The sequence below is a fragment of the Paenibacillus sp. AN1007 genome (genome assembly GCF_040702995.1).
Taxonomy (GTDB): Bacteria; Bacillota; Bacilli; order Paenibacillales; family Paenibacillaceae; genus Paenibacillus.
The window spans coordinates 6294473-6315340 of sequence record NZ_CP159992.1 but is presented as its reverse complement, the minus strand read 5'-3'; the positions used below and the strand labels follow the sequence as shown (position 1 = coordinate 6315340).

18 protein-coding genes are annotated in these 20868 nt (G+C 47.5%); 6 read left to right on the top strand and 12 right to left on the bottom strand.

Features of this window, described 5'->3' with window-relative positions; genetic code table 11:
* Positions 1-96 precede the first annotated feature (96 nt).
* Entirely contained in the window at positions 97-576 is a 480-nt protein-coding gene (locus tag ABXS70_RS28345) for a DNA starvation/stationary phase protection protein (RefSeq protein ID WP_342553206.1), read from the bottom strand.
* Positions 577-971: 395 nt separating this feature from the next.
* Positions 972-1709 carry an HAD family hydrolase gene (locus ABXS70_RS28340; RefSeq protein ID WP_366292732.1) on the bottom strand — a complete coding sequence of 246 codons (738 nt, stop codon included), beginning with the start codon at positions 1707-1709 and terminating at the stop codon, positions 972-974.
* 287 nt (positions 1710-1996) lie between these two features.
* Here ABXS70_RS28340 and ABXS70_RS28335 point away from each other — a divergent pair, with 287 nt between their 5' ends.
* Both ABXS70_RS28335 and ABXS70_RS28330 read left to right on the top strand, forming a co-directional pair.
* Positions 1997-2260, top strand: a complete 264-nt coding sequence (locus tag ABXS70_RS28335) for a hypothetical protein (RefSeq protein WP_366292729.1) — start codon at positions 1997-1999, stop codon at positions 2258-2260.
* Between the two features lie 163 nt (positions 2261-2423).
* Positions 2424-2855 (top strand): SMI1/KNR4 family protein, encoded by a 432-nt coding sequence (locus ABXS70_RS28330; protein ID WP_366292726.1) that lies wholly within the window; start codon positions 2424-2426, stop codon positions 2853-2855.
* Positions 2856-3018: 163 nt separating this feature from the next.
* Here ABXS70_RS28330 and ABXS70_RS28325 read toward each other — a convergent pair whose 3' ends face one another.
* From ABXS70_RS28325 to ABXS70_RS28295, 7 genes are all read right to left on the bottom strand, one after another.
* Complete coding sequence (locus tag ABXS70_RS28325) at positions 3019-4776, bottom strand: adenine deaminase C-terminal domain-containing protein (protein WP_366292723.1); 1758 nt, start codon at positions 4774-4776, stop codon at positions 3019-3021.
* A 99-nt stretch (positions 4777-4875) separates the two neighbouring features.
* Entirely contained in the window at positions 4876-5934 is a 1059-nt protein-coding gene (locus tag ABXS70_RS28320; RefSeq protein ID WP_366292720.1) for an ABC transporter ATP-binding protein, read from the bottom strand.
* An 18-nt stretch (positions 5935-5952) separates the two neighbouring features.
* The gene (locus ABXS70_RS28315; RefSeq protein WP_145324685.1) at positions 5953-6744 is read right to left on the bottom strand and encodes an ABC transporter permease; all 792 of its coding nucleotides are present in this window, start codon (positions 6742-6744) and stop codon (positions 5953-5955) included.
* 4 nt (positions 6745-6748) lie between these two features.
* Positions 6749-7570 (bottom strand): ABC transporter permease, encoded by an 822-nt coding sequence (locus ABXS70_RS28310; RefSeq protein WP_366292716.1) that lies wholly within the window; start codon positions 7568-7570, stop codon positions 6749-6751.
* A gap of 284 nt (positions 7571-7854) precedes the next feature.
* A complete protein-coding gene (locus ABXS70_RS28305; protein WP_366292713.1) occupies positions 7855-8790 on the bottom strand; it encodes a nucleoside hydrolase in 936 nt (311 codons plus the stop codon).
* Positions 8791-8891: 101 nt separating this feature from the next.
* Complete coding sequence (locus ABXS70_RS28300; RefSeq protein ID WP_366292710.1) at positions 8892-9971, bottom strand: ABC transporter substrate-binding protein; 1080 nt, start codon at positions 9969-9971, stop codon at positions 8892-8894.
* Between the two features lie 251 nt (positions 9972-10222).
* Positions 10223-10567, bottom strand: a complete 345-nt coding sequence (locus ABXS70_RS28295; RefSeq protein WP_366296803.1) for a Na-translocating system protein MpsC family protein — start codon at positions 10565-10567, stop codon at positions 10223-10225.
* Positions 10568-10955: 388 nt separating this feature from the next.
* Here ABXS70_RS28295 and ABXS70_RS28290 point away from each other — a divergent pair, with 388 nt between their 5' ends.
* From ABXS70_RS28290 to ABXS70_RS28280, 3 genes are all read left to right on the top strand, one after another.
* Positions 10956-11894, top strand: coding sequence for a zinc ribbon domain-containing protein (locus ABXS70_RS28290; RefSeq protein ID WP_342553215.1), 939 nt, complete (start codon positions 10956-10958; stop codon positions 11892-11894).
* 307 nt (positions 11895-12201) lie between these two features.
* Complete coding sequence (locus tag ABXS70_RS28285) at positions 12202-12948, top strand: DUF3105 domain-containing protein (RefSeq protein ID WP_366292707.1); 747 nt, start codon at positions 12202-12204, stop codon at positions 12946-12948.
* 384 nt (positions 12949-13332) lie between these two features.
* A complete protein-coding gene (locus ABXS70_RS28280; RefSeq protein WP_342553217.1) occupies positions 13333-15054 on the top strand; it encodes a methyl-accepting chemotaxis protein in 1722 nt (573 codons plus the stop codon).
* 168 nt (positions 15055-15222) lie between these two features.
* Here the strand turns inward: ABXS70_RS28280 and ABXS70_RS28275 are convergent, their stop codons facing one another.
* Together ABXS70_RS28275 and ABXS70_RS28270 are read right to left on the bottom strand one after the other, a co-directional pair.
* Complete coding sequence (locus tag ABXS70_RS28275; RefSeq protein ID WP_342553218.1) at positions 15223-16176, bottom strand: nucleoside hydrolase; 954 nt, start codon at positions 16174-16176, stop codon at positions 15223-15225.
* Positions 16177-16445: 269 nt separating this feature from the next.
* Complete coding sequence (locus ABXS70_RS28270; RefSeq protein ID WP_366292702.1) at positions 16446-18677, bottom strand: MMPL family transporter; 2232 nt, start codon at positions 18675-18677, stop codon at positions 16446-16448.
* A gap of 184 nt (positions 18678-18861) precedes the next feature.
* On the opposite strand from ABXS70_RS28270, the gene ABXS70_RS28265 reads away from it, so the two are divergent.
* Positions 18862-19497, top strand: a complete 636-nt coding sequence (locus ABXS70_RS28265) for a TetR/AcrR family transcriptional regulator (RefSeq protein ID WP_342553220.1) — start codon at positions 18862-18864, stop codon at positions 19495-19497.
* Between the two features lie 244 nt (positions 19498-19741).
* Here ABXS70_RS28265 and ABXS70_RS28260 read toward each other — a convergent pair whose 3' ends face one another.
* Positions 19742-20350, bottom strand: a complete 609-nt coding sequence (locus ABXS70_RS28260) for an undecaprenyl-diphosphatase (RefSeq protein ID WP_366296801.1) — start codon at positions 20348-20350, stop codon at positions 19742-19744.
* Positions 20351-20868 lie beyond the last annotated feature (518 nt).

Sequence of the window (20868 nt, the reverse complement as noted above, 5' to 3'; positions counted from 1 at the left end):
GCCATTATTATACGGGAAGTACACCGGATTTGTAAGCGAACGGGATGTTTGTTCACGGACTCTACATATCACTTCCAGGAGGACGAGAAAATTTGGTTACTTGCCCAAAAAAGCATTTAACATCCAGATTTCTTTATCCAGCGCTGCTGTAAACCCGATCATCATATCTTCGGTTGCATTGTCTCCTGCTTCTCCAGCCTCATCAATGCCTTGGCGAATAACAGACAGCATCTTATTCAGATCAGCAACCACCTGTTCCACCATTTGTTCAGCGGAAAATTGTCCTTCTGCCTCTTGAATTGGAGATAGACGCAGCTGTTCTGCCATTGTCGCTGAAGGACGACCTCCAATGGTCAGTAGACGCTCAGCCACTTCGTCCATATTCGCGGTAGTCAGATTGTAAAGCTCTTCGAATTTCGCATGAAGTGTGAAGAAATGTGGTCCTTTAACATACCAATGGAAATTATGGAGCTTTGTGTAGAGAACAGACCATCCAGCGATCTGACGGTTCAAGACCTCTTGAAGTTTAGCTGTGTTTGCTGCAGATGTGTTTTGGTTAGTTTGGATTGTGCTCATGGAATTTATCCCCTTTCGAATAGTTCGTTAAGTTTTTTAAGCATACATTTAAAACTGATTTTAACTGCGTTAATTAAATATCCAATCTTTAATTTAGACTTAATCTAAATCTTGTTTTAATTATAACACCACCTATACACTTTGAAAAGAGCTTTGCTCTCTCTTCCAAATGAAGATTCCATGAAGCTGACTTCATGATCAACTTGAGCGTATTCTTCATCCCAAAGCTGCTTGTTTAGTTATACAGTCAACCCTACCGGTCTTCAGTGAACATTCTCACACACCTCGTTAAACATAAAAAGACAGCCCTTCCTCTTCGGCAGATGACAGGACTGCATGCTTTCTATGACAATATAGGTATGTCTTAGTAGGTGTGTTCTTATTTATAATTTTTCTTATGAACGAGCATGCTCAAACGTAAGAATCCGGCTAATCTCTGCATAGTTCTGTGCTGTAAAATGAGGCTGATGGTCTGATTCGGGCGACGCCTCGCGGTGGTTGAACCATATGATGTTCCAGCCAGCATCAACCGCACCTGCCACATCGTTGCGCCACGAGTCTCCAATATAATAGCAGTGATCTGCTGCTGTCCTTGTCTGCTTGTTCACATGTTCAAACAGTCTGCTGTCCGGTTTGGCATAACCAATCTCACCCGAGATAAAGATCAGCTGCTCATCCACCAGACTGAACACATCCAGCGCTTCTAACTTGCGCCGCTGATGCGGGCCTTCTCCATTCGTAATCAAACCCACCATATGCCCCTCCGCCTGAAGTCTTCGAATCAGATCATAGACTCCTTGGAAAGGAGTAATCTCAAACTGTCTGCTCAGGTACGTACGCTGCAGTTCTTGTGCTTGTCCAAACTGCAGTGCAATTCCAAACTCCTCCATGGTTAGTTCAAACCTGCGGCTTCGCATACGCTCCACTGCATCCGGTTCGGGAACCGCAGACAAATCTTCCTGTGCAGACAACCAGTCGCTGTAATACCGAAAATGATGATACGCCATCGCATAGTCGAACGTATCGGGTAAACCCAGCACCTCCTGCAGCGCTCCGCGAAGCGGCTGCAGGTGATCATATAAAGTATCATCCACGTCGAAAAATATAGTTTTAACGCAATTCATTTGATCCATAGTCGTTCTCTACCCTCCTGCTTTCGAGTCCGAACATTCTCTTCTTACTATATATGTATTCATTTGTCCCGTCCAAAGGGGGATTAATGACGGTGTATCTTCAAAGAGACCATTACAACCCTAAATCAGATGATGACATCGGGAAAACAAGTTGTACTTATGTTAAAATTAGGATGAACAATATCAGAGGTGATGCTTATGTTCAATCCAAAAGTCTTCTTCTATTAGTTGTGTCTAAGGCCATGGCTCTCGAAGCCAAAATATAACCTCGCACAACAGGGATGAAGATGTTTACACACAAAGAGATTCCAACCTGGGAAAATGAAAAATGGCTTGAATTGAAAACCAGCAGGAAGTTCATTGATCCAAGAAAAGAGAAGCTCAAGGAGATTCGTAAAGGAATCAAGAGTGTGCATTTCAACAAAGAAAGTAAAATGAATCGAAAACACGATTATCGTCTGTATAGGACGAAAATGAAACGTCTGATTCAACAAGAGAAATATGATCTCCTGCACAATTATAAACGTACAAGTGGTTGGCTTACTTGGTAAGCATGAATTAACAAAGGTAGTCCTTCATAGCTCTCCCTATCGTTATTTAGCAGCAAATAGTAGGAGAAGTCTATTACAGGCTGCCTTCTTTTCATTAAACACTAAGAAGAGCTGTTTCATACGAGGTATATGATTACACTACATACGACGGGAGGACTCCTACATGTGGAAAGAATATTTCAAGGGAATTTCAGAAGAGTGTACGTTCAGTTCTCCTGCACCTGCAGATGAAATTCTAAAGGTTGAGAGCTTGTTCCATGTCACTCTCCCTTCCGAATTAAAGGAAATACTGTTGGAAACCAATGGGGTTAGGGCCATTTATGATTTAGGATTAATCTGGTCAGCAGATCGAATCAAGAATGAAAACAGACACTATCGTGACGATCACTTCCAAGAATATTATATGCCATTTAATAACCTGATTTTCTTCGGAGAAAGCGGCATTGGCGATTTATTCGCGTTTCCAGTGACAGGGGAAGGACTCTGTAGAGGTGACGTATTTGTATGGAATCATGAAAATGATAGTCGAAAGTGGGTTGCCCCGTCGGTGTCCAAATATGTGGAATGGTCATTACAAGGAAAGATTAAAATCTAGTCCATGTTTATCCTGCACGATTAAGCATACAGAAGGATGACTTCGAATTCGCCGCTTGAACAATAAGACCCCGCCGCACCACTTTCCAATGGCGAAACGGGGTCTAAAACTTTTTATGCTAAAAGTACTCCACTACTAAATCTTTGAAATTTGTATATTTAAATTACACAATCAGCGGCACAACTTGGCCTGCATTCACATCAATCAGGCCGTGATCCGTTATTTTCAATGCAGGACTTACAGCAAGAGAGTGGGTGCTGATCGACATAATCGGATTGTAGTGTACATAGCCCAGAGATAACATAGCCGCACGCAGTTCCTTCACCTGATGAGACACGACGGCAAGGGGTTCTTCGGTCAAAATACCGCCAACAGGCAGTTCCAAATGTGAAAGCACCCTGCCATCCTCCACCACACAGAATCCACCATGGCTCGAAATTACCGTGTTAGCCGCCAAAATCATATCTTCACGATTGCGTCCAACCACTAACAGGTTGTGATTGTCGTGGGAATATGTCGTGGCAATCGCACCTCGTTTGATCGTATCTCCACCTATTAAACCGTGAGCACGGTTGCCGTTCACTGCATAACGTTCAAAGGTGGCAATCTGTCCATACTCACTGTTTTCCCACAGCAGTTCACCATTTGCTGCCGGTATGGAAGCAATCTGCTCTTCCACAAAGGTCGATCCATCCTTCACCATCATGACACGGCATGCATATGGTCCTTCTCCTTCTCCTTCCCCTTCACCAGAGGAATTTGAACCTTTCCCGCCGACCTTCGGGTCCGATAACTGGATGGAGAAGTCTGCCGCAGTCAGCATATCCAGCTTCACACTGGTATAAAAGTGAGAGGGAAACTGACCCGTGCTTCGTTCCTGCTTATACGGTTCGTAGTCGTCATAAGCTTTGCGTCCTTTTTTGTACACCTGATCAATCGTCAGCTGCTCCAGATCTGACAGCAGTATGTAATCTGCCACCTTTCCCGGTGCAATGCTGCCGCGATCCGTCATTTTCATACGCTGCGCCGGAGTGGATGTTGCTGCATAAACAGCATCCTCCGGACGCATCCCCATTTGGATTGCTTTGCGAACAATATGATCCAGATGCCCGCGCTCCACCAGAGAATCCGGCATGACATCATCGGTGACAAAGCAGAAATGCTGCGCCACATCATGCCGTACCAGGTAATCCATCACTTCCGGGGTCATTGACTTCTCCTGAATCTCAATAAACATGCCTGCTGCAATGCGGGCCTGCAGTCCTTCTATACTCTGATGTGTGTGATCGGAATCAACACCGGCGTAGATTAAACGATGCAGGTCCAAGCCGAGTAACTTCGGAGTATGTCCTTCGATGACGAGATCAGGATAGTTTTTACGAATATGCTGTAAAATCTGATTGGTTTTGCAATCCGGGTCACGGATTACATCCACATAATTCATAATCTCGCCCAGACAGATGATCTCCCCTGTAGCGAGCAGCGCATCCATGTCCTCGATCTCAATGGCTCCTCCGGTCGTCTCCATCGGCGTAGCGGGAACAGAACTCGGAATGGCATAAAACATGTCCACCAGCGTCTCGCGGCTGGCAGCCATCATCTCCTGAACACCCTCCAAACCAAACACGTTCGCCATCTCATGTGGTTCAGCCACAATCGAAGTTACACCACAGCGAATCAAGCCGTGAGAAAATGTAATCGGCGTCACCATCGTGCTCTCAATATGCAGATGGATATCAATCAGACCGGGAATCATGTACCTTCCCCGGGCATCAATGACTTCCTCCGCCTCAATCATCTCCGGGCCACCAGGGCCGATATACATAAAGCGGCCGTCCAGTACGGCAGCATTATTCTTTTCAAACCGTTTATAATAACTGTTATATATATTCACGTTTGTTATCAGTTGATCTGCACGCATGAGCATAATCTCCTTCTTTACCAGCACCTCACCCGTGAAATGCCTTCGTTGCTGCGTTTACCTCGTCATGTCATCCCCAATTCAAGTCTCACACTCGTTCTACTCTACAAGTACAAGCTTATCCTGCGGGAAAATCAGGTTCACACGCTGGCCGCTGAGATACGGCGTCTCCATCTCCTGATTGGCTGTAAAGTCACCCAGTTCCGTCTCAACGACATATTGATAACTGCGCCCAAGGTACGTGCTGACTTTGATGATACCCGGCAGTGCGTTGCTCGTATCTCCTGTCATCTCTCCGCTCACGATCAGATCATCTGGACGAATAGCCCCTTTGCGTGCTCCCGGACGTGCTGTCCCTGGGTGCGCTGTCGCCGTAAACGTGCGGCCTCCTGCATGCAGCGTAATCGATTCACCTGCATCACTGCGATCGGCAAATTCAATAAAGTTATGGAATCCGATAAAACGTGCTACAAATTCTGTGGCCGGATATTTAAAAATGGTTTCCGGGCGGTCAAGCTGCTCGACCACGCCTTTATTCATAATCGCCACCTGATCCGAGATGGAGAAGCACTCCTCCTGGTCATGCGATACATACAGCGTCGTAATGCCAAGTTCCTGCTGAATTCGCCGAATCTCCACACGCATGTTCAGCCGCAGGTTGGCGTCCAGGTTGCTGAGCGGTTCATCAAACAGGAGAAGATCCGGCTCAATCACGAGTGCGCGAGCAATGGCCACGCGCTGACGCTGTCCACCGGACAGCTCTGTAGGGAATCGTTTCTCGAACCCGGTCAGATTCACCACCTCAAGGATACGCATCACACGGGAAGCAATATCCTTGTCCTTCCCTTTTCGCATTCGCAGGCCAAAGGCCACATTGTCATACACCGACAGATGCGGGAACAGCGCATAACTCTGAAATACAAATCCGAAATTCCGCTTATTTACCGGAACCTTCGTATAATCCTTCCCGCCGAACATAAACTTGCCCTGTGATGCTTCCAGGAATCCGGCGATGAGGCGCAGCGTAGTCGTTTTGCCGCAACCGCTCGGTCCGAGCAGGGAGAGCAGCTTGCCTTTTTCCAGCTCCAACTGAAAATCCTTCAGGATTGTCTGCTTGTCGTATGCCACGGATACGTGGTCTAGTGTCAGCAATGCCATAGCGTTCTGCGCCTCCAATTAACGTTTAGTAAAATATGAAAATCCGCCCATGATCCGTTCGATCACAAACATTAAAAGTCCGGTCAATACCATCAGAAGCACCGAAATGGCTGCAATCGTCGGGTCAAAATAATTCTCCACATACGTCAGCATCTGAATCGGCAGTGTGCTTACTCCAGGTCCCGTCATGAATACAGAGATGTCCACGTTGTTGAAGGACTCCAGGAAGGCAATCAGCACCGCCGCCAAAATCCCTGAGCGAATGTTGGGAAGCACAATCGTGAAGAACGTTCTTACCCGTCCTGCACCCAGACTGAGCGCTGCCTCCTCCACTGCAAAATCAAAGCTCGACAGACTCGATGCAATGACCCGAATGATAAACGGCAGCATAATAATCGTGTGACCGATCAACAAACCCAGGTACATCGGCAGATGATAGATCACAATCAAGTATTTCATCAATGTAAAACCAAGCACGATTCCCGGGATGAGTACCGGAGACAGAAACAGGGCGTTCAGCACGGATTTGCCTTTAAAATCATAACGACTGAGTGCATATGCTGCCGGAACTCCAAGCACCAGTGCCAGCAGGTTCCCCAGCAGGGAAATGATGATGGATGTCTGGAACGTGCGGAGGAAACCGCCTGTGTTGAAAATATTTTCGTACCAGCGGAAGGAGAAACCTTCCGGCGGAAATTTGAGTACCGTTCCCGGTTCAAATGAAGTGACCGAGATGATCAGAAGCGGGCCCAGCAGAAAGATAAAGACCAGCAGACTGAACAGGCCCAGCCCGATATGTTTCTCCCGCATATGTCTACCCCTTCGGATTTAAAGTTTTGGCCATTTTGTTCATGACACCAACCACGACAAATGTAATGACAATCATAATCGCGGCAACAACGGAGGCCAGATACCAGTCGTTAAGGGTCATCGCATTTTGATACAGGAACGTGGCAATTACTCGCTGTTTACCCCCAAGGAGGGCAGGCGTAGTATACGCCGTCAGACTGCCGACAAAGACCAGCACGGCTCCAATCACAAGCCCGGGGACAGCCAGCGGGAACACCACTCGGCGGAACGCAGTCAGACGGGATGCCCCCAGACTCTGCGCTGCCTTCAGCAGATCACCGTCAATGTTCTCCAGTACACCGACCAGCGAGATAATCATGAGCGGCAGAAACAGATGCGTCAGACCAATCATCATGGCTGCCGGGGTATACAGAATGTCCAGCGGTCTGTCCACGATGCCGAGTCCAATCAACGTATTGTTGATTAATCCTTTGCGTCCCAGAATGATCATCCAGCTGAACGAGCGCACGACCGGGCTGGTCAGCAAAGGGAAAATGGCAAGGGCCAGCAGAATACCTTTGCGGCGCGGTGCTTTCCGCGAAATATAATAAGCTGTCGGGAATCCGAGCACCACACAGACGATGGTGGTAACCACACTAACCTGCAGGGTGGTCAGCAATATTTTCAAAAAGTATGGGTCTCTGAAAAAATGCATATATCCTTCAAAGGTAAACTCGTTCTCCTGAAAGAACGTTGACCCGATCGTCAGGACAATCGGAATGATCATAAATGCCGCCAAAAACACAAATCCCGGCAGCAGCAGCCAGTAGATTACTGATTTTTTCATCGGGATACTCCTGACTTCTAAAATGTTTTATTCACACGTTTCGTTTGGTACAGCCTTCATAGATTAGTTCTCCACGTTATCACGCCAGCCGTTCCGGTTACGAATCGTTCTTACGATCGCTGTTATCCTTGGATTTTCTTGATTCTTTCTTAATAGAAGGAAAAATCCAAGGATAAAGGCGAGCGCTTCGCTTCTTCAGAATCGATTTCGCCCCCTGCACTACGAGCGTATACGTAAGGACCAAATCTCTGTCTGAATGTACCCGGGCGCCGTGAAGCTCATACTTACGCATTTAATGCGTTAATAAATAGTTCAAGGAATGCTTCGGCATCCACCGTTTCGCACACGAGAGTATTGGGCTGTTTGCCGAGACGGTTTTGGAAATCACATACCATCTGTCCGTCACACAGGCGGCTCGCCGTTTCGACATCTACGTAATAGGACTTGCGCCCAACCAACTCTGGTACAAGCGCTGCGCCTACAGCCAACGGATCATGCAGGGCACAGGCCCGAACCCCGTTCATCTGTTCATAGCGATTAATGTAGATCTCCGTACTCTGGGCCACGTACGCACGCAGTATCGGGTCAGTGAGACGCCCAATTGCCGCTTCATCCAGCAGTGTTTGCCGCGTCACATCCAGTCCAACCTGCGTAAGCTTCTCGATGCCAGCATGCAGCACGATTCGTGCTGCTTCCGGATCGGCGTATGTGTTGTATTCAGCGGTTGGTGTAATGTTGCCGTGTCCGCGTACTACCCCGCCCATAAAAATCACTTCCTTCAATAAAGAAGGCAGTTCTGGACATTTCATCAAGGCCAGCGCCAGATTTGTTAACGGGGCCGTCATGATTAGGGTCAGCTCTCCCGGAAAGCGTTTGGCCTGCTCCACAATAAAGTCTGGGGCGAATCCTTCTTCAGCCTGTTTGGAAGCCGAATCAGGAAGTGCACCGCCAAGTCCATCCTGTCCATGTACCCGATGCTCATAGTGCGACTCGCGAACCAGCGGCTTTGCCGCTCCTGCAATGACAGGGATCACGTTAGCATCCACAAGTTCAAGGATTTTGCATGTATTATCTGTCGCCTGCTGCAGTGAGACGTTCCCACAGACTGTAGTGATTCCGAGAATGTCCAGCCTCCGGCTTTTGACCGCCAGCAGTATGGCCAGCGCATCATCAATCCCTGTATCCACATCCAGAATGACGCGTTTAAGCCCTTCACTCATCCGTTCTCAGCTCCTGTGCAGTGATATAACTTTCCTTTTTTGATTCATCGATTCACAAACTTCTTCTCGAAAGCCTCTGCTTTTCGCAGCAGTGCTTGCAATTACTGTGCAATCTCGCGGTTCCAGCGGTCTGTCCAGCCTTTGACCTGTTGGTTCACAAATTCCATGTCCAGCTTGTTCAGCTTCTCTACCACATCCGCACCATACGTAACACCTTCCGCTTCTTCCGCAGTCAGCTCAACTTTGGTATTCACCGGGGAGTCCACTTTGGCTTTGGCTGATTTGGCCTGTACGTCCTGGCTCAGCTGCCAGTTGATGAACTCTTCCGCCAGCTCTTTGTTTTTGCTGCCTTTCACCACATTGATCGTATTCATCACGGCATAAGCACCCTCACTAGGTGTTACGAACTTTGCATTCGGAACAGCCGCTTTCAGGTCTTTGAAGTACATTTCCATGATCGGTCCGCCCGCAATCTCCTCTTGGGAGAACATATTCACGAACTCGGATGTTTGGCTGTAAAATTTCACTACGTTGCCGCTCAGCTCTTTCAATTTGGCAAAGGCTGCATATTCGTTAAACGCTTCGTTCCCTGCCACACGAGAAGCTGCATCGACAACCATAGGACCTGCTGTTGCCGTAATGTTCGGAATTGTCAGATTATTCGCAAACGCGGGGTCCCACAGATCGCTCCAAGAGCTGACTTCTTTGGATACCATATCCGGATTGTAGGCAATGCCGAGCTGTCCAACCGTGTAGGCCGGGCCATAATCTTCGCCTAGCGGTGCTTTGGCAATATCATAAATGTCGTTAATATTCGGAATTTTGGAGCGGTCAATTTTCTCAAACAGACCTTCATCAATGCCCTGTTGTGCATAATAATCGGACAGATAGATGACATCCACATTGGATGTACCCTGACGGATTTTGTTCAGACGTTCTGCGTTGTTGCCGACTTCAAGCACAATATCAACGTTATGTTCCTTTTCAAAAGGGCCAAATACTTCTTCATTAAAGAAATCTTCCGAGAAACCCCAGGTCGAGATAACCAGTTTGTTCGCTGCTGTTCCTCCACTGCCTGATCCACCCGACGCGTTCTCCGTGCCGCTGCCGCTGCCGCAGCCTGCAAGCAGCACCGATGTCAGGGCCGCTGCTGCCAACCCGCTAATCCATTTTTTCTTCATGATTTAGTTCCCCCTGATATGTGTGATATGACAATCTAAATAAAACAAAAAGAAAAGCATTCTTGTAAGAACAAGAACACTTTTCTTCGTAAACAAAGGAAAGCGACACCCGCTGCCGGTACATCATCGGTTTCCGCTTCAGAATCAATCCGAAGACAGACGCCATCATATGAAATTAGGATTCGGAATCATGCATGAGATCGAATCACATCTATGATTGTATCTGCAAGAGTCTATCCTGCCGATCCGATCTAGACTTGTTTCAAAATCACATTGGTGATGGCCCACTGGGTGGACGCATCATAATCCCGCAATACTGCTTCAATAGGCAAACCCATATGCTGCTCGAGTTTCTCCCGGAATTTCTTCTTATATAAGACAGACATGCGGAAGTCCACTTCCAGCTTCAAGCCGGGGGCCTCCCCTTCCAGGGCATCAGAGCGCGGCGAACGACGGTGTTTCGCATAGAAGGTTACAATATTCTGGTCAATGGTCACTCTCAGGAGAGTGGTACCAAATCCGAATAGTTCCTTCGAGATTTCATTATAATACTGGCACATCTTCTTCTTGCTCTCATTGTTGTCCAGCAGTTCCATTGAACTCACCCACATCTTTTACTACCGTACATTCGACGTGTTAACACGATTGATTATACATAATTCTTCTGTAATGGGCAACCCAAAAGATATATTTCACATATAAAAAACACACAAAAGCGAACATTGAGCGTAATGACCTGAAATAAAGCAGCTGAACCTGCATACGCAGAACCCTGTACTATATGGAATTATTTCCGTAACTTCTAACTTCTATCCAATCGCTGCTGCAGTGAGAAGGAGTTATACGAGTTGATTTCCTTCCCTGTTTCAGGAAAATATTTTTGGGTATTTAATTCTGCGATACATAGACAAAGTTCGTCATCGAACGTTAAAATGAGACACAATGTACACTGTTACATATTTCAAGAAATTGGAGGCTTATCACATGAAATGCTCAGTATGTAATCATGAAAATGGAGATGCCCGTTTTTGCGAGAGGTGCGGCTCTAACCTGACTGGAAACCACGCTTCTTCTGAACCTGCGAATCCTGTCAACCACACAGATTCGGTGCCTGCCGATCAGGAGTACACTCGTTGGTCCAGTACTCAGGAACCAGCTTCTCATGAATCCGCATCCACACGTTCATCATCCGTCTCACCCGTACCATCACCTATTTACGAAACGAATCATGCCAGTAACAACGATGCTGCCGACCACGGTTCTGCCCAAAACAGCGCAGGAAATCAGTGGAGCAACCTCGTGCAGAATGAGAAAGTACAGCAAGCCAAAGAAGTGAGCAAACAATATCTTTCCTATTTTCTAAGCGTACTGGCTCGTCCGTATCAGTCGATGAAAACCGTCGGGGAACAGCATGCCCTGCATGGTCTGGTAACCATGGCTCTGTTTGCTGTCTTGACCTCTACATATATTCTAATCACATTTGGACGTCTTGGTGCGGATGGACTGTTCATTAGCGGATTCCTGCGTCCACTGCTGTTTACAGCAATTATTCTCATTGCCGCGGCCGCACTGATCTATGGTGTGCTGAAGCTGGAACGGATTACTTTCCGTCCGAAAATACTGATTGCCCAGTTCGGAACCCTGCTGGTGCCAGGGATCGTTACCCTTTTGCTGGCTAACCTGATGATTGTAATCTCGTATTCGTTTGCCATTTCCCTGCTGGTGCTGTCGTATATCGTTATGTTTGTCGCTATGAATACGGTGCTGTTCCACCATCCGCTGAATCGTACCAAAGCTGCACTTGATAGTGTGTACAGCGTGCTGATCGTTAATGCGGTGCTGTTTTACGTAACCTATCGTTTGTTATATGCCGTGGTTGCAGGTTTCTTCGATCCACTGTTCGCACCTTATAGAGGCTTGTAGCTTGGTCTTCATTCTCCTTATTTTAAAATTCTGAAGGTTTCACCTGTCGGGTGAAGCCTTTTTCATATTTCGAAGGCGCGCTAGAAGCGTTGCACGGAACATATGATTTACACTATAATGTGTAGTGCGAATCATATGTTTTTATTTACTTAACATTTCCCAAGCGATTTTCCTGAAAGATTACGCTTATAAATCTTTATTCAGCATGGATTTGGATGGATTCTTTGTTACTATCTCTTCACCCATAAACACTACAATATGTAGTGTCATTATTCATTATTTTAAGACGAAAGAAAGGGGAATTCGAATGGACATGACCCACATGGATCATATGCAGATGGAACAACAAACGGGCACCTCATACCTATGGCTGATTCTTGGAGCCGCCCTGCTGCTGCTCTCCGCTGCCGCTTATGTCTGGGCATCGCGTACACGCGGCAGCATTCTCAGTCATATGAAAAAGAAAGAGCGTGCATTAATTCAAAAGAAAAGCCGAGCCATTCATACTGCAGCTCATATTGTGATCGCTCTATCCATCACAGCATTCGGGATTTTTTCTCTGCAGCGTGCTGATAAAACATATAATACCGCAGACCTGGACAGCAGCGCAGCGATCAATGTGACCAGTGACAAATATTATGGGGCCAACCACACCGAAGAACCCATTCACTATGAGATGACCATTCCGACCTCGGGGCCGCACAATCCGCATGATATTCAGTTTGGTTTTTATACGGACTTTCCTGGTTACCCTTATCTGGTTCATAACATGGAGCACGGGGACATCATTATTTATTATCGTGAAAATGCTGGTGAAGAGCTTAAGGAACATCTGAAATATCTCACAAAATTTCGTAAAGCAGGATCAGGCATTCTTGCCGTACCGAACAAAGATATTCCCGATGGCAGCGAAGTCGTCATGACCGCTTGGACCAAAACGATGAAACTGGACAAGTTTGACGATGCCAAGGTGGGAACCTTTATCAATCGATACATCAATCAGGGACCCGAGAAGATCCCACCATCCGTTCGCCAAGGCGGCGGAACGATGTAAGTAGCAATGAGTCTGCTGAACAGAGATGGCACACATTTTCGCAGGATAGATCGAAGGAAAGAGGAATGAAATGCAGGTGAGGGGGATTCATCATTTTCCAGTTTCTCAGTTTTAGTATCGGATCTCCCCCTCTAATGTCTATCGATCCCCAGGAACCTTATTTGACTAATAATCGGTCTATCTAGATTAAGACAATCTGCAGATTCTTTTTACCGAAAATTACCCCAAATCAATCCAGCCCTGTCTCTAATCCTTTCCCTCTCTTGAGCCGATAAATTCAATTAGAAGTATATACATAAAATGCACGTTAGCTGGTCAATTATTTTTCCTACAGATAGACTACAAAAGATCAAACCGGTTCAACAAAGGGGAGCAATTAGAACGATGAATAGTTTATTTATGCGTATTTTTTTATTTTTTTCCTGTCTGATGCTGGCGGCGGGTGCTATTCTTGGCATCACCATGTACCGTGCGTCAGCCCAATTGGTGGAACAATCCATGGGAATGCAGGCTCAGGCTGTAGCTGAACGGGCCGCCGCCTTAATTGATACTTCACTATATGCTCCGCTAAGTACGGGGAAGGACAAGACCGCGTATTATGACACACTGCGCGAACAGCTTAGTCAGCTGCGAGAGGCCAACGGGCTTAAGTATCTTTACACGATGAGCACAAGGGAAGAGAACGGGAAGGCCGCATACTATTACGTGGTGGATGGAGCTGCTCCCGATACACCCGAGGATGATTTCTCGCCTTACGGCAAAGCAGAGGAAACACTGTACGCTGGTATGCTTCAAGCCTTTGCACAAGATACATCGGTTCGCGGAGAGCTTACTCGGGATGAAGATTACGGGGCTACGATTACCGCTTATGTGCCGATTCATGGAACGGATGGCAAGATGTTAGGTATTGTAGGAGCCGATCTGGACTCTACCGCAGTCTATGAACTCATGGCAAGCAACCGAATCACGATGGTTTGGACAGCGCTGGCGATTGTACTGCTTAGTGTACTGCTGGTGTATATTTTCGCACGTTATCTGACAAGGCCGCTGGTGAAGCTGAAACAGCTCATTACCGAAGTGGGAAAAGGAGACCTCACCGTCAACGTAGAGCTTGGACGCAAAGACGAAATTGGGCAGCTTGCTTCCGAGTTCAAACACTTGGTCACGGATACCCGGCAAGTCATGACAGGTATTCGTCAAAGCTCGGATTCCCTGCTGCATGCTGCGGCAGGTGTGTCTCGTCATTCCCAGGCAACGGCTGAGGCCAGTCAGCGGATTGCAGAGCACACGAATCATACTGCACAAGGGGCTTCCGAACAGGTGGTACGTGCTGGAGAAGTCACGGTTGCCATGGAAGAGATTACACGCAGTATGCAGCATATTGCTCATTCTTCATCCAAGGTTGCCGACGTGTCGCAGCAGACAACAAACGATGCCCTTCAGGGACAAGCCAAGCTGGATACAGCCATTCGCAGCATGGACGAGATTTATCAGGCCAACGTACAGATGGCGGCATCAACGACACAGCTAACGGATTACTCCAGCCAGATCGAATCCGTCGCTCATTTGATGAAAAATATTGCTTCCCAGACAAACCTGCTTGCACTGAATGCCAGTATCGAAGCTGCCCGTGCAGGTGAACATGGCAGTGGTTTTGCTGTAGTTGCCTCCGAGGTGCGCAAGCTCGCAGGGGAATCCGAACAATCCTCACAGCACGTATCCGAGCTGATTACGGAGATGACACGTCAGACCTCTTTGCTTGCAGAACATATGTCGGCAAGCACTACAGCAGTGCAATCCGGTCTGACTGTCGTGCAGGAGGCAGGTCAATCTTTCTCTTCCATTCATGGCGGCATTGAAACGATTAACGAGCGGCTGCATGAAGTGTCCGCAGCTTCCGAACAGCTATCAGCAAGTTCAGAGGAAGTGTCGGCATCCATTGAAAACATGGAACATATCTCGCGAGAATCCTCATCCAGCATCCAGAAAGTATCTCAGGCTGCCGAAACGCAGCTGCAATCCATGGGTGAGATCAGTGACTCCGCCGAGTCGCTGCGTGTTCTATCCAGTGAACTGAATGGCCTGATCAGCCGATTTAAAATCTAGAACAAAAAGCCGCATGGCCTGCATTCCAGTGATCGGGGTTTTCTCGATCATCGGAACACAGCCTGCGGCTTTCTTTAGCTCTTACCTTTATAGGATGCGCATCATTGATACGTATCCTATAAAGGCCTTTTTATCTTAAATGAAGGTCAGCCGCGGGGCTGCCGATCATTAGTAGCGCTGCGGAGCAGCCTTTTTGCCCAAATCTGTCATGTATGTGAAGAACGCATCCGGGTCTGTATCATAGACCAGCTGTACCGGACGTCCGTCTGCCTGCTCCACCGTGCGGCCTTGGCTTGGACCATCTGGGATGACGATGCAGTTCACGGTTTTTTTCTTCACAATGTCCTCGCGGCCTACGGAAGCCGTAGTCAGCACATCCCACAGATAATAGGTGGAATTCGTTTCACTGTAAACCAGTGGCGGACAGCCTGCATAACAGTTCCCTAGGAAATCCACGCCTTCGAAGCGGCGTTCTGCTGCCCAGCGGTTACGGACTGCAGGTGTAAGAGGTACTTTGTTCGTGCTCTCCAGAGCAACCAGATCAATCTGGATGCCGCTCTGCCACACGCGATAGGCTGCTTCCGGGTCCCAGAATACGTTCCATTCCGCAGTACCGTCATGCTCCGGCTCTTCTACGTTTCCACGTTCGAATGTACCGCCCATCCATACCAGCTTGTCGATCTTCTCTTCAATGTCCGGTGCTTCGTCCAGCGCACGTGCGAGGTCTGTCAGCGGACCGGTGAACAGAAGCAGCGTTTTCCCTTCGGTGCTGCGTACTTTCTCAATCAGATGCTGATGTGCTGGTACAGCCGAGAGCGGCGCTTCCATTTTGCCTGATTCATTCAGAATCGGCAGTGCATCTACATAGAATGAGTGCAGTCTCCACGCTGGCGGGAACGGGTTTTTGCCTCTGGAATTGGATTTGGATACTTCAATGGAATACGTCCCAAAACGATCGATAATTTTACGGCTCGCATCAGTTGCCGGCTCCAAATATCCGTCTGCCGGAATAACCGATACACCGGTTACATGTACATTGTCCATTTGCAGAAGCATAAACAGCGATACGAGATCATCTACGCCGCCGTCATGATTGAAATACACATTCAGTTTGTTCGTCATGCTTGCTTTCATCCTTCCTCTGGTTACCCCATTGATGTGAACTTGTCCGTCCGCCCAAGGCCGACGCTTCCTCTATTATGTCCCATAACCCTTAGCCGAGTAAACCTTCCGCACCCAAAGAACCCCGTCCCTACAGCATTTTCTGCGCATTTTTACCAGCTTATCCATTCCATCTCAGACAGACAAACCTCAATGCTCTCGCCTCTGGTAAAAAAGAAAGATGGACCACGGGCATGAAGCCCCGCCGTCCATCTGTCCCTCTCCATAGTTTACAGGGATCGGGTTGGTTTCTTTTCTTGCTTTTCCGCAATCGGCATATACTTGCCTGGCCAGAAAGCCCATTTGCCCAGCAGCGCTGTAATCGCTGGAACCATGAACGGACGAACCAGGAACGTATCAAGCATAACACCTACGGCGGTGATAATCCCGAACTGCACCAGCACCTGGATTGGCAGGGTGGCCAGAACGGCGAACGTGCCTGCCAGGATCAGACCCGCAGAGGTAATAACCGAACCCGTCTCGCCTACACCTTCCTTAATAGCCTGACGCAGCGGCATCGTTTTGCGTTTCTGCCAGATGCTTGAGATCATGAAGATGTTATAATCCTCGCCGAGTGCCACGAGGAAGACAAAGGAGTACAGCGGGATCGCTCCCTGAATCGCCTCTGCGCCAAGACCATAGTGGATGATAATCCACCCCAGGCCGAGTGCGGAGAAATACGACAGGACTACAGTCGCAATCAGGTATGCTGTCGCAACAATCGAACGCAGATAGAGCAGCAGCAGCAGCGTAATCATACCGATAACGACTGGAATAATAATCTTCGCATCGCGCTCTCCAGCGACTTCGATATCATATTGTTCAGCCGTCTGTCCATCAATCCAGACTTGCTGATCCACGTTGGCAACCCCGGCATCTTTCAATGCCGATTCCGCCGCATCGCGCAGGTCTGGAATATGCTGCATCGCTTCAATGGAGTATGGATTGAGATTGAACTCTACGTCATACGCCGTAATGTTGGCATTCTCCGCGCCTTGCTGCGCGTCACCCACCTTGCTGATATAATCCAGTGATTCGAGACGCTGCTTCAGATCTGTCTCTTTGCCCCCGGCATCCACGATCACTTTAACTGGAGCGAGCTCTCCTTGGGAAAATTGCTCCCCAATAACCTTGAAGCCTTCACGCGAAGGTACATTTTCCGGGAAGGAAGATAACAAGTCGTACGTAAATTTCACTTGTGTTGAAAAAGCAGCCAGTCCACCGAGCAGCACTACCGTAATCGCCAGAACCGTCCAAGGTTTAGTCGTTACGATGCGTCCGATCCAGCTTTCACGGACTTTACGCGGAGACGGAGCCGGTTTGCCTTTTTTCTTCGTCCGCTCCACTTCCATCTCGTGAGTACGTGGAACGAACGGATAGAACGATCCCCGCCCGAAGATGGCAAGCAGCGCCGGAACGAGCGTGAGACTTGCTATAAACATGATGAAGATGGACAAACTGAATGGTACGGCAAAACGATGATATGCACCATACTCAGCCAGCAGCAGCACGAGCAAAGCGGCAACGACCGTAAATCCACTCATCGCAATCGCGCCGGATGAACCGGTGATCGCTTGGAAAATAGCTTTCTTTTTATCCTGCTCATGATACAGAATTTGACGGTATCTGGAGATCATGAACAGACAGTAGTCCGTACCTGCTCCAAAGAGCAATACGGTCATGATCGAGATGGACTGTGCATCCACCGTGATCCAGCCCTGATCTGCCATAAATCCGAGAATCGGACTGGTCACCATATAGGCAAAGCCTACTGCGATAATTGGGATAATCGCCAAAACTGGCGAGCGATAGATCAGCAGCAGCAGGACAAGCACAAGCACTACAGTTGCAATTAACAGAGATACATCGGCTGAAGAGAACAATCCGGTAGCATCAATGGAAATTCCAACGGGTCCCGTTACCCGGGCAATCAGCTTGCTGTCGTTGTCGATCGCCGTTTCAAATGGATTCATGCCAAAGATCGCTTTGGTTTTTTCCTCTAACCCTTCAATGCCTGCCTTCAGCTGCTCTGCATCGGCATCTTTATTAAAAAATAGCGGCATGACGATGGTGCTTCCGTCTTCCGAAAGCTGCCCTTTAATCGCCTGCGGCGGAAGCTGATACAGCGGCACAACGGACTGCTGCTGCTCCACCGGGTCTTGATCAAGACGCTCTGTCAACGCTTGAATTTGCTGTATCTGATCATCCGTAAGGCCGGTGGAACTGCGCCAGACGATTAGTGCTGGCAGTCCCTCACCGCCGGGGAATTCTTTTTTCGCCAGAGCAGCGGCCTGAACGGATGGTTTGGAATCACTCAGGTCCTGTGCGTTGTTGGTCTCACGTTGATTTACTGCCGGCCACACCATACCAAGCACAACCGCAATGATAATCCATACGAGCAGCGTGACCCATTTACTTCGTTTGCCCGCTACAAAGCGGCCATAACCTGAACCTTCCTGCATGGTCTATTCATCTCCCTAGTTTTGTTAATCAAAACAGCTTTGAAATTAATGTCATGGTATAGAAATGAACCATGAGTCATAATATAATCGAGTTAATTATACTTACCGGAAGGTTAATTATGCAATCCCTAATTTTATGAAATGCTGCAATACGTTATTTTATCCGTAAATGAGGTCGAACATCATGAACAAAAAGCCAAAAAAAACAGCAGGCCCAACGCGTGCACCAGGCAGACCCAAGGCAGGCACCGATCAGGCTTCCGCCTACACCAACATCTTAATGACAGCCTCACGGCTGTTTATGGAATACGGATACGAAGCTGTTTCTCTTCAACAGATCGCTTCGTTATGCCACGTTACCAAAGCGTCCATCTATTATCATTTTTCCAGCAAACCGGAACTATTCACCGCAGCCATTACCCGTATGATGGACATGGGCATGCAGCAGACAACCCTGCGTTTGGGCGAACAAGGCACACTGCATGAACGGCTGGTCAACGTGGCGGCTGCCAAGATGCAGCGTTCTCATGTCGATACCGAAACGATGATGCGCGAAGCCAATGTATACTTGAATGCTGAGCAGCTTGCCAAGATTCGAGATGCAGAGAATCGCATCTTTGATGTACTGGCTGCTCACCTCCAGCAGGAGATGGATCACGGATATTTGCGAAAGGCCAATCCTCTGCTGCTCGCTCAGGCGTTTACCTCCCTGCTCATGCTTGCCAACCGTGAGGATGTACGCAATATGAAGGAAACAATTGAGGAGTTAGCTCAGGATTTGGTGAGATTGTTCTTGAATGGAGCAGTTAAAAAAAGCTAGATTGTACGGCTATGATGAAATATGGATGCCTTCAATAAAACAAATTTTCTCTTTTTACATGTTCTATTGCTGTCGAGTCCAAAAAAAGCAGTGGCGAATCCGGAATCTCAGTTCCAGACTTGCCACTGCTTTGGTAATGTATAACCTGCCTGCAGCTTAACATGAATTAGATATGCATGCAATTAGCTAGACGTATGTCAGCAAATATATACAGCATACGGCTTATCAACGCACTACTGAAATTTTACATACTTCCAGACTTATGACGAGTCGGTAAGATACGCTGCTCCATTTTTTCATATAAAGCCAGAGATCTTCCGATTATTCCAACCTTAGGGGCCAGCCAGTACATAAACCATGCTGATCCGATACCAATTAACGCCCCTACTATGATATCGATTGGATAATGCACACCAACCCAAACGCGGGAGATTGCACCGCAGATTGCGAGTAACAACCAGAGCCATCCTTCTTTTTTTCGAACCAGCCAGAAAGAGAACGCAACGGAGAAAAACAAAATGGTATGATCACTAGGAAAAGAATTATCTATACTGCGATCGATCAGTTTGTTAACATTCGGCAGTACCGCAAACGGCTGATAATGCTCATACAATAAGCCCATCGTTTTCCCTATGATCTCCGCCATAATAAAAGCAAGGCCTGCCTGAATGACCATCATTCGATGCTGCATGCTGCGGGTAAACCAATAAATCAGCATGGCCAGTGCAAGCAGATACATCATATATTCTGCTGCAATAACAGCAGCCGGATTCAGAAAAGGAAATTGTCGGCCTAAGCCGTTAATGGCCCGAAAAATATCAATATCTAGTTGGAACAAAAAGTCCACCTCCATCTGAAATGAATTACTGAATGCATGATAAATGAAGCTCACCTTGATTAATCTATGGTGAGATGAATAAGGCACATTTCCGAAGCGCTCTTAACGCCACCACATCGTGAATGCACAACACCCCTTTTCATCCATATAAAATACTAAATTCAAATATTTTCCACATAAAACAAAAAAATAAAATGCCATGAGAAGCTGATAGATCTCCCTGCATTGAAGATCTGAATCAGTCTCCCAAGCCAAAACGATTAGAACAGCTATCGTTCCTTACCTTAGTGCGTGTTAAGTGACGGCATTTCCAATCTTTCTTGTTTCTCAACTACCAGTATACGGCCGTTAAAAGAACGTACCAATCGATCAAACTTACATCTACCTTACAATTTTGTAAGGTTAGTAATTATATGTAATTAAACCCTTCCTCTGGTGAACAAATTAACATTGAAATTAATCTAAAGATAAGGCAAATAGGCTGCACACTTCTCAGAAGGCACAGCCTTTTCTTTTACTCTCATGCACTGCAG

What these genes read in the sequence shown, in the direction of transcription:
- ABXS70_RS28345 (WP_342553206.1), bottom strand. Translation starts at nt 576, where the DNA reads ATGAGCACAATCCAAACTAACCAAAACACATCTGCAGCAAACACAGCT.
- ABXS70_RS28340 (WP_366292732.1), bottom strand. Translation starts at nt 1,709, where the DNA reads ATGGATCAAATGAATTGCGTTAAAACTATATTTTTCGACGTGGATGAT.
- ABXS70_RS28335 (WP_366292729.1), top strand. Translation starts at nt 1,997, where the DNA reads ATGTTTACACACAAAGAGATTCCAACCTGGGAAAATGAAAAATGGCTT.
- ABXS70_RS28330 (WP_366292726.1), top strand. Translation starts at nt 2,424, where the DNA reads ATGTGGAAAGAATATTTCAAGGGAATTTCAGAAGAGTGTACGTTCAGT.
- ABXS70_RS28325 (WP_366292723.1), bottom strand. Translation starts at nt 4,776, where the DNA reads ATGCGTGCAGATCAACTGATAACAAACGTGAATATATATAACAGTTAT.
- ABXS70_RS28320 (WP_366292720.1), bottom strand. Translation starts at nt 5,934, where the DNA reads ATGGCATTGCTGACACTAGACCACGTATCCGTGGCATACGACAAGCAG.
- ABXS70_RS28315 (WP_145324685.1), bottom strand. Translation starts at nt 6,744, where the DNA reads ATGCGGGAGAAACATATCGGGCTGGGCCTGTTCAGTCTGCTGGTCTTT.
- ABXS70_RS28310 (WP_366292716.1), bottom strand. Translation starts at nt 7,570, where the DNA reads ATGAAAAAATCAGTAATCTACTGGCTGCTGCTGCCGGGATTTGTGTTT.
- ABXS70_RS28305 (WP_366292713.1), bottom strand. Translation starts at nt 8,790, where the DNA reads ATGAGTGAAGGGCTTAAACGCGTCATTCTGGATGTGGATACAGGGATT.
- ABXS70_RS28300 (WP_366292710.1), bottom strand. Translation starts at nt 9,971, where the DNA reads ATGAAGAAAAAATGGATTAGCGGGTTGGCAGCAGCGGCCCTGACATCG.
- ABXS70_RS28295 (WP_366296803.1), bottom strand. Translation starts at nt 10,567, where the DNA reads ATGGAACTGCTGGACAACAATGAGAGCAAGAAGAAGATGTGCCAGTAT.
- ABXS70_RS28290 (WP_342553215.1), top strand. Translation starts at nt 10,956, where the DNA reads ATGAAATGCTCAGTATGTAATCATGAAAATGGAGATGCCCGTTTTTGC.
- ABXS70_RS28285 (WP_366292707.1), top strand. Translation starts at nt 12,202, where the DNA reads ATGGACATGACCCACATGGATCATATGCAGATGGAACAACAAACGGGC.
- ABXS70_RS28280 (WP_342553217.1), top strand. Translation starts at nt 13,333, where the DNA reads ATGAATAGTTTATTTATGCGTATTTTTTTATTTTTTTCCTGTCTGATG.
- ABXS70_RS28275 (WP_342553218.1), bottom strand. Translation starts at nt 16,176, where the DNA reads ATGACGAACAAACTGAATGTGTATTTCAATCATGACGGCGGCGTAGAT.
- ABXS70_RS28270 (WP_366292702.1), bottom strand. Translation starts at nt 18,677, where the DNA reads ATGCAGGAAGGTTCAGGTTATGGCCGCTTTGTAGCGGGCAAACGAAGT.
- ABXS70_RS28265 (WP_342553220.1), top strand. Translation starts at nt 18,862, where the DNA reads ATGAACAAAAAGCCAAAAAAAACAGCAGGCCCAACGCGTGCACCAGGC.
- ABXS70_RS28260 (WP_366296801.1), bottom strand. Translation starts at nt 20,350, where the DNA reads ATGGAGGTGGACTTTTTGTTCCAACTAGATATTGATATTTTTCGGGCC.